Below are 18,765 nucleotides of genomic sequence, written 5' to 3' on the forward strand. Positions count from 1 at the left end.
GATAACACTATAGCATTGTCTAAAATTTGCGATAACTTCATGCAACAAATATTGAACAACGAAACAATAATCTTTAAGATTCTTTAAAATAGTCTTCCATCGCTAAACTCCAATTTTCATTTAAAATATAACTAATGTCATCTTTAGCGTCACTTATTTCTTTTATTGAAAATTCCATTAATTCTTTATAATTAAAATCTTCTGGTACATTTTGATTGTATAGGCCTTCAACCATTTCTTTAAAAAGCAATTCGTTGTTCATCGTTCTTTCAAGATTAAAGAACGCAATATCAAAGAAAGACTTCATTTTCATTTGTAATCGGTTGAAATAATATTCATGATACAACCAAATGGCAGATTGAAGAATAGGAAAGTCATCAGCGCTTTCCATTAGTGTCCTTAACTGACTTATAAAAGAGGTATATTTAATAAAACCCCAAACTCCTTGTGCTAAAGCGGATTTATCCTTTGATGTAATTATTTGACTTAATTTTTCGAATGATTTTAAACTTTTAATAACATCCGAAATATCGTATTCACCATAACTAACGTAATCTAGCATTGCCAAAAAAACGTCAACATCATCATCATTTTTTAAGAATCTGTTTAAACTGATATATTCATTAAAAATTCGTAAACTTTCCTCATTTGTTTCTCCATTATATTCCATTTCATTTAACGAAAATTCGCAAGTATATCCAGCTAATTTATAAGGATAGTTTATTCTGTAGTACTCCACTACAGCTTCATAAGACATTATTTTATTAATTTCTTGTCTTAGGTCATTATTGAATTTTCGAGGTATAAATCCAGCGAATACGGCAATTAATAAAAAGTTATAATACCCTATTAACTCATCCGTCCAAAATCGTTGTTGAAGTTCAAGTCCGTAATAACTTCTTTTTTTATGATCATCCAGTAAAGCATATAAGTCAATCTTTCTATTTTCTAGAATTAACTGATTTATCAATTCAAATCCTTTCGACGGCATCTTCTTTTCATAAAATTCGGCCTTTAAAGAATCGTAATTTCTGTCTGTATTTTCCATAAATACTTAGTTTAGATGATAGACTTAAGCAAGTCCAATGGTTCTATAAAACCACTTTTGGGTTTACAAACAGAGACATGACTTGTCTCTGCTAAAACAATCGGAGCTATATCATTTAGATAAGGAATATTTCTGACTACTTTATCTCCCTTAGCATAGACAACTAATTTTGCTTTAGTACAATCGCCTTTATTTTGATTTTGAAATTCGTGAGTCCGTTCCTTTATGTAATGTATAATACCTTCCTCAGTATTATCTAAATCATTAAGAATTGGATATCTTAGTTTAGCAAAAATCCCAAGTAATCCGGTTAAACCAGGTAAAGCTTGCATTGCCAAGTTAATAATGTTTGCTCCATGATGAGCCGGTGCAAACAATGCTAAAGTAACTTTATCAGCCCATGTCTTATTCTCATTGATCGCAAATATTAAAGCTTGTCTTGTCAAAATTGCTCCGAGAGAATGAGCCACTAAAATAATCCCACTATAGTTTCTTTCAGGCAATCCTTGTGCAATGGGCAAAATATGGTTGGCTACTGGATTTTCGACAAGATTTAAAAATTTGAAAAGTTCTCCGGAATGATCACCGGCTTGCCCTTTAAAAGTATCGTATCCGTAAAAAATAATATCAGATTTTGCAAACTCTTCTTCTGATGTAATATAAGTTGGGAAATTATTCCATGTTCCTATAGAAGTGCCACCAAAACCATGAATAAACACAATTAGATTTTTAGGCTCACTATAACTGAAAAAACCTTGCGAATTTAATCCGTGTTTTTGAATTCCAATACTAATAGTATGATTTGACATTTTCTAATTTTAAAGTTATTAGTAAAAGCTACTGATTTTCAATTCATTTCATATAAGTTTAGAAAAGTATTGAAAATTAAAAAAAATATTCAAAAACGCGTTTTTCAACCTGTAGTATTAATATAAAAACAATAGAGTTTTAACAACTATCTGAGAATTTATAGTGAATATATTTTATAGCTTGGAAATATTTAAAAGTAAAAAATAAATTACATATACAGCACAAGTATAAATACCCTTTTCTTTATTTTAAAAATTCTTATTTACTGCTAAATAACTCGAGAGTTTGCTCAAAAATCTAATTCAAAATTTACTTTATTTACTTACTTTTTTAGCTAATTCCATAGCGTTATACACATTTAGAACTTTTCCTGTTTTTGATAGCTCAGAGAATGGTGCTTTTTTGTCGTTTGTTCCCGGAACAATAACATTTATATCATATGCCGTACCTGAATCTAAAATAATTTGTTTAACCTCTTTTACAGTAAGTTTAGGGTAATAGGACCAAATCAATGCAGCGGTTCCACAAACCATCGGGGCTGCAAATGAAGTCCCTGATTCAAATTTATAGATGTTTCCTGCTCCCGTGGTGTAAATTTCATCTCCAGGTGCAAATAAGTCTACATTCTGCTTACCATAATTTGAAAAATCAGATACAAATTTATCCCCTAATTGTTGAGTCGTTGAACCTACATTAATAAAATTGTCATAGATCTCCACGGTATCATCATTATTAAGGTCATTTGGATAGTTAAGGAAATTATCTAAATTTTGGCTATCATTCCCAGAACTATGCACAAGAAGAACATTATGATCCTGGGCATATTTAAAAGCATCTATTACCCAATCTTTATGCATAGAAAACTCCTTGCCAAAAGACATGTTAATTATTCTAGCTCCATTATCAACAGCATACCGGATTGCCATGGTAATATCTTTGTCATGTTCATCACCGGATGGGGAAATGTTTAAAGGCATAATTTTCACATCAGCAATTCCTTTTATGCCAATAGCATTACTCCTATTTGCTGCAATAATACCGGATACCATCGTATTATGATCCTGAATAGTTCTTACACCCTTTATAGTATTGCTGATTTTATTATTACCGTATCCTTTTTCTAAAACCGTTGGATTGTCCCCAATAGGAAGTCGTTCATTGTATGCTAAATTTAAATTTTTATTAACTACAGAATCTAATTGAACTTCTTGATCTTTTACATCATCAAAAGTTTTTTGATTAACTTCAAGATTACTCATCATAAAAAACACAAGTGCGCCAAGATCTTTGTCATTATCATCTCGTCTCTGGCGGTATTTTTTATTATTAATTTTGTATTTATTATACATGCTGTCCAATTGCTGATAAGTATAATCCTCTTTAGGAAAAAAATGTTTTAAAGTATCTTTTACCAAGGGATAAATTGCTACACCATGTATTAAAGACTTGTGCCAGTTTTTATAATACTTATTTTTTTCCTCAAATGTTTTTAACGCTCTTTGGTATACTTTAAACTTGTACAAATCTTTAGTTTCGATTTGGGTTTCTTTTTTATCCTTAAATAATGTTTCCCATTCATTGACTATACGTACATATTCATATCGGTTCCATACCACGTAACCTCCACTTTTGGTACCTGTAAAACTCCAGCCGTTGCAATCGTCTATATACCCGTTGTTATCATCATCGATACCATTATCTGGAATCTCTTTTGCATTTGTCCAGATTACACCTTGTAAATCTTCATGTTTTAAATCAATTTGGGTATCAATAACTGCAACAATAATGTTATTATTTTTTGGCTTCTTTTTATTTTGTGCATACCATTTATCCAAAGAAATTCCAGGTATATTATCCTTTTGAAAATCCTTTTTATACCATGTTTTTTGATCTGGAATAGCGAGTTGTTTTTCTGTATCTGGTTTTAGAGTAGTAACTTTTGAATGCTTCGTTGATTTACATCCTATTAGGATTACTATAAATAATGATAAGATATAAAGTGATTTCATTTTAAGATCGCGGTTTAGACAAGTTTCTGTCGTACATAATAATAGTTCCTGCCACGGCCACATTTAAACTTTTTTCGGATTTAAATTTCACTAAATAATGGCATTTATCCATTACTTTTTTGGATAAGCCATGATCTTCAGCTCCTAATAAATAAACACAACGTCTTGGATGTTCGAAGGTTTCTAAATCGCAGGCATTTTCATCTAATTCAACACCAACCAATCGCGCTCCTTTTGGCAGGTTTTCAAAAAAAGCTTCAAAAGTATCATAATGAAAATAAGGAATTGCTTTTACCGCATCATGAGTATCGCAGGCTTGTTTGGCATATCGATTCCCGATGGTAAATATAAAAGTAGCACCTAAGTTTTGAGCAGATCGCCACAAAACACCCAAATTTTCAGGAGTTTTACCATTTTGTATCCCTATCCCAAAATATTCATTTATAAAGTTATCATTCATAAGGGCAAAAATACAAACTGTAAGTAGATAAATCAATTTTTTATTAAGTTGAAACGAAAGTCTGGGATTGGTTATTTAGTACTGCAATTTTAGGAGATACCTATTTAGAAAAATAAGCCCTATAAAAGTTAATGATGCCGCTTTTTGTTTAAAAACTCTCTTTGAAGCTATTGCCCTTTATGCGATTACAGGTCAATTATGATTTGCAAAATGTAAAGGTAAAATGAATAATTGCTAAATAGGTTAGTCTAGATAAAAAGTTTCAAATCTAAAATTTACACATTTTCTTAGTAGACCTCCTCCCTTTTGAATTCTCAATAAACAAAGGAAAATCACTTATTGCATTGGAAAGTAACCTCATAAAATAACAGCAAAATCACTCTATCCCACCTTACACCATCAAAACCTTTTAATAAACTCCATCATATCACCAATAGTTTGTATATCTTCTTTTTGAGTATTGCCGAGTGCTCTAACTTTTTCAATGTGCAGCAGACTCGTTAACATTGCTTTTTGTAAACCGTTTAACGGATCTTTGCTTGTATCGGGCTCAGGAAGTAATTCTTCCAGACTTATGTGAGATGGAATATCGGGCCAATCTGTTCTTTTTTGATTCGAAAAAACCTCTGTAAATGGCAAAACACTAGGATCTTTATCTCTGTCGGTTAACGCATCCAATCCCCATTTCTGACAAGCGGTTTTTATGAATGAGGTGTGCTCAAACTGTCCGTTGATAATCGTATTTGGTTGGATATACGAGGATACCATTATCATAGGAACTCGAATGCCCAGACGATCAAAAGTGAAATCACACTGCCCTTTCATACCGGGAACAGGTGGTACTGTTGCAGGCGGATATACATGGTCAAAACAGCCACCATGTTCATCATGAGTGATGATAAAAAGTATTTTATCTCGCTTCGGACTATTTTTCATGGCATTGTACACTTCGCGAATCAATTCATCACCTAATTTTACAGTTCCCGTAGCTAATTTGTGATTCACTGCAGACGGATGTTGATCATTGTGTTTGTCAAGAAATTGAGGCTCCACGAACGAATATTGCGGAAGACTTCCAAATTTCAAATCAAAGAAAAAATCAAGATGTCCGTGTGTTTTGTCTTTTCCGTCTCCAAATCCATTGACAATATTGGTGAGGCTCAGAGGCGCAATAGGCGAATAAACTTTCCATGAAACATCCTTGTCATTCATGCGGTCAAAAATGGTGGGAAGAGGCCAAACCTCTTTTATCCACGAATCCATATCACTGAAATCGCCATCAATACCGGGAAAACCGGTTCCGTCTTCCTCAAGCGGATTAACCACTTTGCCCCCCGAACTGGCTGCGTGCCAAAACGCCCGATTGCAATAGGTTTGACTGGGCACCGCACAATACCAATGATCAAAAACTGCAAATTCCTTAGCCAAAGTAGCCATTGCCGGAATCTGATCCGGCTGAAAACACTGCATGATTACCTCATACTGTTCGTAACTTGGGTCATCAATACCATAAGTAGCTCTAAGATTACTTTCATAATCGTTAACAAATCCGATCATCCCCCCGGGTGTGGGTACAGGAGTAGGCAGGTTGTAAGGTGGTGTCATTTTATACTCCGGCAAACCAACATTGCAAAGCGGGTCAATCGTATTAAAAAGTTGTGTATTTACATGCGGATATTCCTCACCCGGATCGGGATAAGGCACCGAATAGTTCATAGCGCGTGAAGGGGAAATACTCGTCTCTCCTGAGTTATTGATAACTCTTGGAGGAATAGGGTTCGCATAGTCAACTGCGGGGTTGTAAAGCCCTTCAAACGACTTATTCGCTGGTACTTCATCATTTTCATAGAGGAAGCCTAAAAGATTATCGAAAGAACGATTCTCGAGCATTAGAACTACAATGTGGTCAAAAGTATCCAGACCGTCAAATTGGTTTTCGTTTTCCATTTTTAACTGTTTTACATTACAACTTAACTGTAAATTAAAATAATTAAAATCAAAGTTGTACACGTAGTTTTACGTGTTTATGAAGCGTGTTTTACAACTGTTAAAAAAACCAATAAATACTGTGCTCCTATTCAGAATCCAGTCCAACAGTTTTAGGTTTTTATGAAAATTCTTTCTTTGAGATTGGGAATGGCTCTCGCAAAGTCACGAAGTCGCCAAGTTTTATTTGTTTTTGCTCATTGCTAGAGGCAATTTTCAGTAGCAAAGAATTAAAAATAAAAAAGAAGAAAAGAAGAAAAGAAACTTTGCGACTTCGCGACTTTGCGAGATTATTACGCACCCACAACCTTTGGACTTGATCCCAGCTTTAAGAAACTATGAAGCTTTACAGGATTCAAAAAACTCATACGCTCTTTTTTCTGCATAGGAATACATCGAATTGCGCAGTGGAAAAGCGCAATGTCCGCCATATTTTGGGGTCTCCAGATACACATAAGCACTGTCACCCGCTATTGTTCTCGGATAACATCTTTCTCCTAAAAAAGGATCGTCAAGCGAATTAATAATGAGCACCGGAGTGGTAATATTTTTAAGCGAAAATTCCGGAGAAACACGCTGATAATAATCATCCCGACTTGCAAAACCATGCAGAGGTGCTGTAAAATAATGATCAACTTCGTCAAAAGAAGAAATTTTATCGATCTGATCGCGGTTTATAAAATCCGGAAATTGTGCTGCTTTGTGCTTTAGCTTTCGTTTAATATCGATTGTAAAATTCTTTAAGTAAACTCTGTTAAATCCTTTTTTGAGTTCTGCTGCACTAGTTGCGATATGCGTTGGAACTGAAATGGAGACTGCCGCTTTTATTCGTTCATCCATTTTTATCCAACCCAAATAATTCAGAAGCTGCACCCCTCCCATTGAGTATCCGATTAAATATACCTCTTCAAAGCCTTTTCGTAAAACAAACTGCACTACTTCATCAAGATCATCCACAGCACCATGATGATATAGTCTCGGAAGCCTATTCATTTCACCCCCGCAAGTACGATTGTTCCAAGCGAAAACGGAGAAATCTTTCTCCTGAAAATAAGCTGCACAGCTATTATTGTACGTTCTTCGCGAATCTCCTTCTAAACCATGGCATAAAATCACTGCTTTTTTAGAATCCTTTAGAATAAAATCAATATTAATGAAATCGCCGTCGTTTAACTCCTGTTTTTCTCTTGTGTAGCCCGGAACATCAAATTTTTTAAACAGAGCAGCATAAATAGTAGAAATGTGCCTGTTACGGTACATTATAAAAGGCAAACTATATTCTGATTGTTCAATAATTGGCATACTAAAGAAGTTTTTATGGTGCTTGATACAAATTTAAGAAATCAATCAACATGTCATTTAATACTGTCGTTTTTATTTCGGTCACGCTCAAATATTTTCTATTAAAATTAATCAATTAGCATTTGAATAGCCCTCGGTTTTAATCAACGGTCGGATATGATTGATTGTATAGGCTTTAACCAAAACCTTAACCGTAAAATTTTAGCTAAAGCCTTGCATCGATATCTTTTAAATCCGTTGCTTAAAACCAACGGCTATTCAAAAAAACACAAAATAGAAGATTCAATAAAATAGTTTTTAAACTCAATACACTTTAATTACCTAGAGATGAATTACATAACAAAACATCCAACTTTATAATTTAATAAAAACAAAAAATTGGTCGGATCAATTGTGACAATCCATGTCCTCAGTCAAAAAAATCACTATTTTTGAGTAAACCTTCATTCATTTACTATGACCGATAAATCACAACTCCGTAGTTCTATATTCAGACATCTTGACGGCCTGGCTGTTGCCCCTGTTGCAATAGCATTGAAAAACAATGGAGTTTTAGATTTTATTCTGGACAAAAAGCAACTACAATTAGCACAGCTTACAACTGTTTTTAAAGCAAATGAAGGCTACCTGAATGTTGGTTTGAGGATTTTGGCATCCCAAGGTTTTTTAGATTATGAAGTGAATAATAGCACTCAGGAAATTACGATCCTGACAAATGAAAAGACAGAAACAGCCTTTTCGATGTTTAACCTGTATGAAGATGTGGTTGATTTACTAAAATTTTCGATTCAGTTTCATCCGCGTGTCTTTGAGGATGAACCGTTTGAAAAACTTAATGTTATTTTTGAAAAATACAAACAAAACTATGGAATTGAACAGGGCGAAGATTCGCTTGTAAACAGTATTCAAGACCAAATCTTAAAACACATTGAAGGCTATCTGATTGGGCCAACCATAGTCCGTTTGGCAATGAGCGGCATGTTTCATAAATATTTTATGGAGACTTCCTTCAAGCCGGAGGAATTTCATAAATCTCCTGAAAAATTTAAAAAAATATTAGACTTTTTTGTCCATCTTGGATGGTTCCTGGAGAAAAATGGCAATTATCAATTTACCGAAGTGGGTTTGTTTTATGCTAAAAGAGCCAGTGCCTATGGGGTTACCGTTTCTTATCTGCCAACCTTTGCGAAAATTGAAGAATTGATTTTTGGCGACGCGACCGTATTAAGAATGGTAACAGAGGGTGAAAATGAAATACATGTTGACCGTGAAATGAATGTATGGGGAAGCGGCGGTGCTCACGATACCTATTTTAAAGTTGTAGACGAGATTCTGGTTAAGCTTTTTAACCTGCCAATTGAAGAACAACCTAAAGGAATACTGGATATGGGCTGTGGTAATGGTGCATTTTTACAGCATATTTTTGAAGTCATTGACAGACAAACTTTGAGAGGAAAAATGCTTGATGAGTATCCGTTGTTTCTCGTTGGTGCCGATTATAACCAAGCGGCCCTGAAAGTGACAAGAGCCAATCTTATCAAAGCAGATATTTGGGCTAAGGTCATTTGGGGAGACATTGGACGCCCCGATTTGCTAGCCGAAGACTTGAAAGAACATTACAATATCGACCTGAAAGAATTGCTAAACGTGAGGACTTTCTTGGATCACAATCGAATTTGGGAAGAGCCGAAACGCATTAAATCAGACAGAATCAGTAAATCTACCGGTGCTTTTGCTTATCATGGAAAAAGAATCAGCAACAACCACATAGAAGATAATCTGTTAGAACATTTACAGAAATGGTCGCCTTACGTTCGTAAATTTGGTCTGCTTTTGATTGAATTGCATACCATAGGTCCAAAACTTACCGCTCAAAATTTAGGAAAAACGCCCGCAACAGCTTATGATGCTACTCATGGTTTTTCCGACCAATACATTGTTGAAATCGATATCTTCAATGCCGTTGCCGCTGAAGCAGGATTATTTCCGGATCAATCCATTTTTAGCCGTTTTCCGGATGCTGATATCGCTACAGTAAGCATCAATTTACTAAAGGGAAACTGATACTATTGATCAGACAATAGAAGCTTGTGTTAGGGGCATTTCGATACTATTATCGTTTGTAACTACAACTAATTTTATAATCGTTCAATTTTACAAATAAAACAACAAGCTTCTGAATTTCTGGCGTGAAGAAACTCAATTTCCTTTTTACTTTCAAAAATTTCGACAATTAAATCGTCTATATCGGCATTACCAACCAGCTTCGCGTATATCATTTTTTGCCCTTTGTTGTAACCTATTAATGTCAATGGGAAATTTTCTTTATCTGCTTTTATTGCGGGAGGAAAATTATAAATATCGGCGTACGGCTCTACTTCCTCTTTTTGAATAAATATGGGACCGGGTTGATTGAAAATATTACTAATCTGAAACGGACTGTGTTTCAAAACCAATCTTGTATCATTCCCGACATCAAATGGTTGTAATGAAATTCGACAAGGACCTTTGCCGGTTGCTACTTCTTCATATACTTGGTTACCAAAATCATCTTTATAAGTTTGCCTGATTTTATTAGTGTATTCTGTCGTTAGAGGTATAATTTTAAAATTTTTCATTTTGTTTCAATTTACAAGTTTACTCCAAATTTAGTTTGCTTTTATTGCTCACAAAATCCGAAAGTTGCTAATTCCTAAACTAACAATCTTGTCGCATCGAAGAATACATTGACACTTCACCAGTATAAACAACAAAACCCGACAATTGCCGGGTTTTATTGTTATTTCTAGGTTGGAATCTATTTACTTCGCTACTCCAAACATCATTACTAACTTGTTATCAAGATAGAAATTAAGTGTTTGATCAGCTACGTCAAAACGTAATTTTTTGTCATTTAAAAAAGACAGTATTTTTTGTTCTGTTTTATTCGCTTCTTCATTTAGGCAAGCCATTCTGGTAGATGCAATATTGCTAAACTGAATAGAGTTATCACCGCTAGCAGTATAACTTCCGAAAAAATTATTACAACCGCTATTTCCATTTACTTTCTTTTCGGCAATATTAAATTTAATTGAAGCTCTTCCATAATCTTGCCCAACATTTTCAAGGCTAATTAGTTTCCAGTCATTTTTACCAATATAACTCCAAAGATCATTTTGAGTAGGAATAGAAAATTCCATTATTGTTTTATTTTTTGAGTTCTTAAACTGAACAACATTTTTCTTCTTAACGATTTTGTATTTTTTATCTTTTATAGCGTCAAGAAAGTCTCTCTCTACTTTCATTGCAGCATCATTACAAGCCATTAAAGTTCCTGCCCCTGCACTAATTTGAATCCCGTTTTTAGAATTCAGTTTTTTGTATTTTGCATTAAAGTTATTGCATCCACTTTTCCCGCTAATCGTCTCGGTAGTTGGATCAATGGTCATATATACACTCTTTGTATTGATTGTTTTACCATTCAAACGCGTTAATATCATCTTGGTATTATAAATCCCATTAGACCTTGTTACCGGTTTTTTGGAAACAATACTTTTTAATTTATAAAGATAAGAAGAAGCATCTGCCGGCACAATTCCTTGTCTTTTTGTTCTGATTACTATAATTTCGTATCGGTTACCCTTTTCGAAATTAAAGCCTTCGATATGATCATAAAAAAGCTCCCAATCCTTTCCATTATCATATTTCACTTCTAGACATTCCATCGGAGCTACACCCTGACAAGGCACTTTGTTTTCTTTGACAGTCATCTTGATTGTTTCCTGTCCATAGGTAAATGCTGACACTAGCAATAGCATCATAAAAACGTACATCTTCTTAAATCTTTTCATCGTTTCAAATTTTGTAATACTCATAAGTATTTGATTATAAAATATTCCATTATAGGTGCAGAAGTATTGCTGATACCTACAATTGGGATTAAACTCGATCTGCTTTAAAAAAGCATATCGTTGGCTTCTTTGCATTAATCGTGCCATTACAAAAAATAAGCTTAAAAAAATTTTCATAAAAAGTAAACAAACCCGTTTATTGATTGACTATCAGAATACAGGGCAAAATAAATTTTTCGCTTGCCGTCAACCCAAAAACAGTTGACAATGATGACACCAATGACGCACCAAAATCAACTGTTCTGGCTTCCGTATCGTATAGCCGACTGAAGAATAGCAAGATCGATATCTTTTAGCGTTTTGAACTTAATGCAGTACCCTGTCACACTTGCTTTGCCTAGTTTTTCTCCAAAGTTTTTTGCCAGATAGGTTTTGTCTTTAATGCCTAAAATGTATACAGAAATTCCGGTTTTATTTGCGCTGATCCCAATTTGAAACCACTCTTTGGTTTTTCCATCAGCATATTCCATCACGAAAAATCCATATCCGATATTAGGGTTAGCTACAACTTTATTCTCATTGTTTTTACCATCAAAAAACCATAGTTGACATCCCGGTAATACCTCCAGTGTGGCCCGGTGTAACTCTTCTATTTCACTACGTTTTGGTTCCGGCAGACTCGCAATATATTCTTTGATTTGCTCTTCTACGTTCATATAAAATATACCATTAGTTGTTTCCTATAATATTCCTTCCAAGTTAATACGATCTGCAAAACGTGGGATCAGCTTGTAAATTATTTAATACCTGCTCTCCAAACTATTGGGTTATAATTTCTGTTTTTGCAGCAATAAGTATCTTCAATGATTTCACATCCTGAACAAACGCAATAATCTGATATTCGGAAGCAGCTGCATTGCCATTCAAAACAAAATTTATGCTACCTGATTTCGAATCAGAAGGAACGGTTTTAAAATCAGTTACTATATTATAATTGGTGAGTGTCAGACCTGAATTCTCTCCTCTTTTTATTGCAGTGGACTCCTCTTTTTTTACCAAAGCAAAACAAATTTTATCTTTCGTCGAAAGTACTTTACAATGGTATTGCACCTGTATATTAGCAAGATTTTTTTCGGCTGTAATATTTAATTCAGCCAAAGGTTTCTGTTGTCGTGCTTCTTTAATTAGCCTTGTGATACTACTCTCCTGACTACCTACAACCGATTCACTTCCGTTGATGATCAACTGCGGCGTATAAACTGAGGAATTTAATGTTGCTGCGTATTGTCTTTGTCTTTCTGAAAATTCTTTTTTGCTAAACGGATCTTTCCATCCAATATAGTTCCAATAATCTACATGAAATGACAACAGCATCATATCGGGATTGTTTGCCACAGCATATTTCCCCATTAATCTGTCGGCGGACGGACAGCTACTGCAGCCCTGGGAGGTAAACAATTCTAAGACAACAAATGACTTAGACTCCTCTACCTTTTTTTCTTTAAACGTAGAAAATCCCATCGAAATCAATAGTGCAATCGCTGAAAACAAATAAAAAATCTTTTTCATAACGTACAATTTTATAAGTCAAATGTACTTATAGTATGAAAATCTAATTGTCAGCCAGATTGCATTAATACTAAATATTTCACACTTCTTTTATTCAACACGAATATAAGCAATTAACTTGCTACTTAGTAAAATGCTATTACACATAGTAATAATACAGGTTTAGTCTTTTTTTTGCCACGAATTACGGATCAAGTTCGAAAGTTGTGGGGAAGTAAAAATCTCGCAGAGTCGCAAAATCGCAAAGTTTTAATGAAAAAACAGAAAAACTTTGAGACCCTATACTATTTTTAGAAATCCAAAGCGAGAAAGTAGAAAACAGAAAGGTGGAGCTTAAAAATAGGAAAAAAACTTAGCGGCTTGGCGTCTTTGCGAGATCGTCAAAGCGAGAAGTTAGAAAATTAGGTACTTAAAAAGCTCTGGTCAAAAAGTATATAATCTGCTACTTCTAATAAAAGAAATTTCTAAAAATTATTTCACAACTTTTTAACTTGATTCGAAATTACAGAACTACAAGATATTTGTTCCTCCAAAACAATATGTCTTGATCCCGAATTACACGAATTTTCACTAAGTTATTTGCGAATTGCAAAATAGCTTAAATCCTTTTAATCCTTTAATCAGTGTAAAATTCCAACCAAGAATCTCAACAACTAATTCGTGAAAATTCGTGTAATTCGTGTCCAACTTTTTATTGCATTATTTTTGGCAATACACTACTCAAAAAGAAAAATCAAAACAAGAAACTAGTTTGTGTATGAATAACATCAATCTCCATTGGAATCATATTAATTTTTCTTTCAACAATGGTCTCGCCTAAAGAACCAGCAATTTCACTATTAAAATTCACTGCATTAAAATTATAAGTAAGCCACTTTCTTTCTCTGTCTGAAAGCAGTGGAATTTTAGAAATCGGAGTATCAATGTTCTCTTTTAAATTTTTCAACCAATTTTTAAAATTCATTAAAAAATCAGAAACAATGGCGCTGTCTATAAATTTTGGAGAATGACTAACTAAAATTTCATAATCTTTATTCTCCAGCTTTTCTATTTGAAATGAGAATCCATAATTTAAATCCCCTTCTGTCTCCTCTGCTCCATAATTAAAATGAAAAGGGATATTACGTACATCAGCAGCAAAAAAGGAATCATCTTCGGAATAGCTAATACATTTATAAACCGTCTGCACTTCTTCTCTGACTTCCTGGAGAAATTCTTTTATTGATTTTTGAGCAATACTGTCAAATTCGTAACCTACCGATACCGTCTTAAAATCCAAGTCTATATTTGCCGCTATCCTGTTACAATCCTCAAAATAATGTTGAAGCAGTATATTGTACAAACCGATTAACACAGTGTATTCTGCTATTGTATTTCCAGCTGTTAACTCATAAAAATAAGAAAGATCTGAAGCGTTTATTATCATACAATCTATTGTAGAAACTTCAGAAACACTTCCTTCATAAGAAGCAATCTTACTTATCTCTCTATGCCAATTTTCTCTAGTAGTAATCTGATTGATTTGTTGCATTGCGTCTCTGTTTATTATTAAATTATCTCACTGAAAAATGGCAAACAGGATAAGAAAAAAATAAGAAACCTAATTACTATTTCATTCCCTTATGATTTCATCAACCTCAGTTTCAAATGTTTATTCTAATTATTTCAGTCAACCAATTTAACACTAAGGTAACAGAGATATAGGTCTAAAAATTACGGGCTTTTGACTTAATAATTACGGTCTTCAGAAACTTGCAACAACGCTTCAAATAAAACAACTAATATCACAATACATGGAGCTTCCATACCGAAACAACACTAAAAGAAAAGGAAATAGGAATTTTTGATTTGGAAGAATTATGCCAAACCACTTTAATCATAGAAGTTAAAATATTGAGTTTTACCAGGCCGCTCCATCCGGATTTAAAAAAAACACGGTTTAAAAATTAAAATAAGCCCTGTCGCCCTTGTGTATGAAGGTTGATCGTAACTTCGATTCTGGTTCCTTCATTTGTTTTTGAAATTACGATAAACTTCCCATTCAAAGAATTTACTCGGTCTCTCATATTACTTAATCCAATGCCTGCTTTTCTGCTTCGAACATCAAAGCCAACACCATCATCTGTAATAGTCAGTTTCAGAATATTATTTTTCTTTTTACTGATTTTTACTTCACAACTTTTTGCGTTAGCATATTTGTTGACATTTAAAATAGCCTCTTGAATGATTCGGTATAAGTTTATTTTGTAAATAATCTGAATACTTCTCCATTCGATCCCATCATTATCCAAATAATTGAACTTGGTTTCCGTAATTTCCTTTTGATTTTCTATCAATGCCATCAACAAGATATTAAAATCACTATGCTCCAAGAACGAGCTGTGACTTAAGCCATGTGAAACCGTACGTATTTCATTTTCGATATTTTGCAATTCAATAATGTAATAACGTCGCTTTTCTATAATTTCCGCATTGTTCTGTGAATTAAAAAAGCCCAAATTCATTCTGACACTATAAATTTTATTCATTATGCCATCGTGTAATTCTTTCGCTATTTTTGTCTTTTCGTCTTCACGTGCTGTATTAATTTTTTCCTGTTGATCGGTCAATAATTGATAGATGACCTCATTGGCCAGCTGCTCCTTTTTAAAGAATCGCATTTCCTGATTTTTATATTTCAAATAGCGAAAAAGGATAATTATTAATAGTCCCAGAATTAATACAAAGGAGGTGATTAAGATGTAAAAATTTCTCTTGGTCAGAATCTTATTTTCGTCCTCAATTCTTGACGTCTCATATTCGATTCTGGAGTACTTATCGTGTGCATTTTTCTGAATGGCATTAATGCTGTCACTTAATTTAATGTACTCATTTGTATAATATAAGTTTTTCTTTTTATCAATTTTGTAAAGTAATCTCAAAGTGGTCAGAATCTCATTGCTGCTTTTTAGTTTAACAGCCAGTCGATTTGCTTCTACCAGAATCTTAATAGATTGTACCGTATCTTTTTGAGACAAATAATACTCTCCTATACGTATCTTTTTATATAGAATATCCGGTTCTAAACCTATACTATCGACTATTTTAAGGGATTCAAAAAGCATTGAACTTACATTCTTATAGTCTTTGCTTTTCATTTTTGAATAAGCCAGATTACTTAAAACGTTCGCATACAATTTAGGCCATTTCTTTTTTAAGTCTTCGGTTACTAATGGGGTTAGCATTTTTATAGACTTATCGTATTCGCCTTCTAAATCATGCAGATTACAAACGTTAATAATAGAACTTACATTGTAATTGTTAACATGAGCTTTGTCTGTAATTTTCATTTTACCGACTACTTCCAAAGCCATGCGATGGTATTTTAAAGCCTGATTGTACTTAACCAGTTTCTCCAGGCAATTCCCCATTAAAGTATTACAACTGTAAATCAGTTCGTAATCTTTGGATTTTTTTAAATATTGTAAAGCTTTAGAAATTTCAACAGTACTTTCTATATAATTACCGTCATAAAATAAAACATAGCCTTTGTTGAATAACATTCTGGCAACATTATCGTTGTCATGAATTTTATGGTATATTTTTTCAGCTCTAAGATAATAGTAGTATGCACTGTCTTTTTGTGTATTTTCATAGCAGTCTCCTACAAAATAAGAGGACTTTGCCATTCTGACACTATCACTAGCCAATTTTGATAATTCTAAAGCTTTCAAACTAACCTCTAAAGATTTTTTTGATTTATTAATATAATAATATTCTGACGCAATTTCTAAATAAGCATCCCTTACTGCCGAATCATTCTTTTTCTTTTTTAAGACAAGAACCCGATAATCTAAATAGGCCTCTTTTTTATTGTTTTCGAGATTACAAACGTAATTTTTATCAAACAAATCCGTTGGGCTACTTTCAAAGCTCAACGTATCATTTTTCTTACACGAGAAAAAAAGGAGAAAAATAAAATAATAAGGAACCCGGGTCGAAATAGCCAAAATACAATTGTTGTTTATAATCTCAAATATAACATTTTGAAATAAATCGGAACTTAATGATATTAATAATTAGCAAATAAATTTTTAGTGTCTTGGTGGTTTCGGATTACTTGGGTCGCCATAATGTTCCCCGTCACAATTAGTTGGTGCTATCTCCCTTTTGATACTGCTTGAATCCAATTCGCGCGCAAATGCATCTTTTTGTGTTTTTAAATTTTTAACTTGCTCATTTTCAATATCATCATTTGAACATGAAACCATTGATAATGAAGCAAAAACAAGTCCCAGTAAGTAGAATTTAATTTTCATAAAATTGTATTTTTTTATTAATCATGAATATTTGGTAAAAAAAAAGCTTTATTTTTTCTAAATTGTACGGGATTTCCGTAACATTTTAACTAGATTTGATGTAAATTGAGATTACAAATTATGGGATTAAACATTTTAATAGTTGACGATCATCCGATGACCGTCGATAGTTACATTAACCTACTATCATACAGTAGCTTACAAGAAAAAAACTTGCATTTTATAAAAAGTTATAATTGTGAAGAGGCATATAATAAAATAAACTTATACGAAAAACAGAATAGTATAATACACTTTGCGTTACTAGACATTAGCATCCCTCCTTATAAAGATTTAAACATTAACAGTGGAGTTGATTTGGCTTCTCTTCTCAGAAAAAAATTCCCTTTCTGTAAAGTCGTTCTTCTTACCATGCACAGTGAAGCTTTGACGGTTGATAAAATAATTAAAGAAATAAAACCCGAAGGATTTATCTCAAAAAGCGATATCAATTTTGAATTATTTCCGGTCATATGTCAAAAAGTTTTAAATGGAGAATTCTACAAAAGTCCAACAATAATAGAATCACAAAGAGAATTATTAAAGAAAAATATAAACTGGGATAATCATGATAGTCAGATTTTGATATTATTGGCAGAAGGCGTAAAAACGGTTAATCTACCCAATTACATTCCACTATCCATGAGTGCTATTGAAAAACGCAAAGCCAATATAAAAGACCAGCTTTTAGAAGGTAAAGGTGGAGATAAAGACTTAATCGACAAGGCTAAAAAATTAGGTTTATTGTAATTATTAAACACTTATAAATGAAAACAACAAGAATTTTATGCCTGGGGCTAACCTTATTCTTTTCTTTTAACAGTCATGCCCAAAAAGAAGAAAAGGATTTGATCAAACAAACTATCGAAACCTATTTTGACGGCTGGATGACCGGCGATACTTTAAAAGTTGGAAAGGCAATGCATGCTTCCTGCCATTTAAAATTCATCAAAGACGATCAGATTACCATAATTAACAGAAAAAACTATCTGGCCGGGTTTAAACCTCGTCCGAAAATGGAAAATACGAAAGGTTCTATACTCGATATCAATTTTACAAAAAATGTTGCTTCTGCAAAATGTGAAATTGAAACTCCCAAAAGGGTATTTACTGATTATTTCAATATGATTAAACTAAATGGGGTCTGGTATATCGTTGACAAGATTTCTACAAATTTTGAAAAAAAATAAAACTCGTTTCATTTCCCATAATGCCGCTAGACATGCTAACGAAAAACGATTGTCATAAAAAAGTCCCGTCCCAAAATAAGTTGACACAAAATTGGCTTATTCGGAACGAGACACAAACACAACAAAACATTTTATACCTATTCGGTTGTTCTGATCTTTTTTAAACACGGATTTCACGAATTGGCACTAATTTTTTTTTGCCACAGATTAAAAAGATTCGCGCA

General features: G+C 33.3%; 16 protein-coding genes. 3 read left to right on the plus strand and 13 right to left on the minus strand.

The window, feature by feature from the left end; translation table 11 throughout:
- Positions 1-73: 73 nt before the first annotated feature.
- The 6 genes from ACHRV5_RS03420 to ACHRV5_RS03445 form a co-directional block, all read right to left on the minus strand.
- Entirely contained in the window at positions 74-1,048 is a 975-nt protein-coding gene (locus ACHRV5_RS03420; protein WP_395425775.1) for a hypothetical protein, read from the minus strand.
- 11 nt (positions 1,049-1,059) lie between these two features.
- Positions 1,060-1,857 (minus strand): esterase/lipase family protein, encoded by a 798-nt coding sequence (locus ACHRV5_RS03425; RefSeq protein WP_395425776.1) that lies wholly within the window; start codon positions 1,855-1,857, stop codon positions 1,060-1,062.
- Positions 1,858-2,172: 315 nt separating this feature from the next.
- Positions 2,173-3,867 carry a S8 family serine peptidase gene (locus ACHRV5_RS03430; protein ID WP_395425777.1) on the minus strand — a complete coding sequence of 565 codons (1,695 nt, stop codon included), beginning with the start codon at positions 3,865-3,867 and terminating at the stop codon, positions 2,173-2,175.
- A 1-nt stretch (position 3,868) separates the two neighbouring features.
- Complete coding sequence (locus ACHRV5_RS03435; RefSeq protein ID WP_047778108.1) at positions 3,869-4,327, minus strand: RNA methyltransferase; 459 nt, start codon at positions 4,325-4,327, stop codon at positions 3,869-3,871.
- Between the two features lie 399 nt (positions 4,328-4,726).
- On the minus strand, positions 4,727-6,274 hold the full coding sequence (locus ACHRV5_RS03440) for an alkaline phosphatase family protein (protein ID WP_395425778.1): 1,548 nt from the start codon (positions 6,272-6,274) through the stop codon (positions 4,727-4,729).
- 375 nt (positions 6,275-6,649) lie between these two features.
- Complete coding sequence (locus ACHRV5_RS03445; protein ID WP_047778110.1) at positions 6,650-7,615, minus strand: YheT family hydrolase; 966 nt, start codon at positions 7,613-7,615, stop codon at positions 6,650-6,652.
- 456 nt (positions 7,616-8,071) lie between these two features.
- Between ACHRV5_RS03445 and ACHRV5_RS03450 the strand changes: the two genes are divergently transcribed.
- The gene (locus ACHRV5_RS03450; RefSeq protein WP_395425779.1) at positions 8,072-9,679 is read left to right on the plus strand and encodes a class I SAM-dependent methyltransferase; all 1,608 of its coding nucleotides are present in this window, start codon (positions 8,072-8,074) and stop codon (positions 9,677-9,679) included.
- Between the two features lie 74 nt (positions 9,680-9,753).
- Here the strand turns inward: ACHRV5_RS03450 and ACHRV5_RS03455 are convergent, their stop codons facing one another.
- The 7 genes from ACHRV5_RS03455 to ACHRV5_RS03485 form a co-directional block, all read right to left on the minus strand.
- Positions 9,754-10,233: a DUF1203 domain-containing protein gene (locus ACHRV5_RS03455; protein WP_395425780.1), complete on the minus strand. Its 480-nt coding sequence runs from the start codon at positions 10,231-10,233 to the stop codon at positions 9,754-9,756.
- A 183-nt stretch (positions 10,234-10,416) separates the two neighbouring features.
- Positions 10,417-11,469, minus strand: a complete 1,053-nt coding sequence (locus ACHRV5_RS03460; protein ID WP_395425781.1) for an META domain-containing protein — start codon at positions 11,467-11,469, stop codon at positions 10,417-10,419.
- 269 nt (positions 11,470-11,738) lie between these two features.
- Positions 11,739-12,161 (minus strand): DUF1801 domain-containing protein, encoded by a 423-nt coding sequence (locus tag ACHRV5_RS03465; RefSeq protein WP_395425782.1) that lies wholly within the window; start codon positions 12,159-12,161, stop codon positions 11,739-11,741.
- Positions 12,162-12,264: 103 nt separating this feature from the next.
- Positions 12,265-13,014, minus strand: coding sequence for a DUF1223 domain-containing protein (locus ACHRV5_RS03470; protein WP_395425783.1), 750 nt, complete (start codon positions 13,012-13,014; stop codon positions 12,265-12,267).
- Positions 13,015-13,747: 733 nt separating this feature from the next.
- Positions 13,748-14,545: a hypothetical protein gene (locus ACHRV5_RS03475; protein WP_395425784.1), complete on the minus strand. Its 798-nt coding sequence runs from the start codon at positions 14,543-14,545 to the stop codon at positions 13,748-13,750.
- A gap of 415 nt (positions 14,546-14,960) precedes the next feature.
- Entirely contained in the window at positions 14,961-16,931 is a 1,971-nt protein-coding gene (locus ACHRV5_RS03480; protein WP_395425785.1) for an ATP-binding protein, read from the minus strand.
- A 156-nt stretch (positions 16,932-17,087) separates the two neighbouring features.
- Positions 17,088-17,312, minus strand: a complete 225-nt coding sequence (locus ACHRV5_RS03485; RefSeq protein ID WP_395425786.1) for a hypothetical protein — start codon at positions 17,310-17,312, stop codon at positions 17,088-17,090.
- A gap of 120 nt (positions 17,313-17,432) precedes the next feature.
- On the opposite strand from ACHRV5_RS03485, the gene ACHRV5_RS03490 reads away from it, so the two are divergent.
- Complete coding sequence (locus ACHRV5_RS03490; protein WP_230002182.1) at positions 17,433-18,101, plus strand: response regulator; 669 nt, start codon at positions 17,433-17,435, stop codon at positions 18,099-18,101.
- Positions 18,102-18,118: 17 nt separating this feature from the next.
- A complete protein-coding gene (locus ACHRV5_RS03495) occupies positions 18,119-18,541 on the plus strand; it encodes a nuclear transport factor 2 family protein (protein WP_230002183.1) in 423 nt (140 codons plus the stop codon).
- The last annotated feature ends 224 nt before the right edge of the window (positions 18,542-18,765 follow it).

Origin of the sequence: Flavobacterium sp. FlaQc-52, from assembly GCF_044007495.1 — a bacterium.
Classification (GTDB): Bacteria; Bacteroidota; Bacteroidia; order Flavobacteriales; family Flavobacteriaceae; genus Flavobacterium; species Flavobacterium cupriresistens.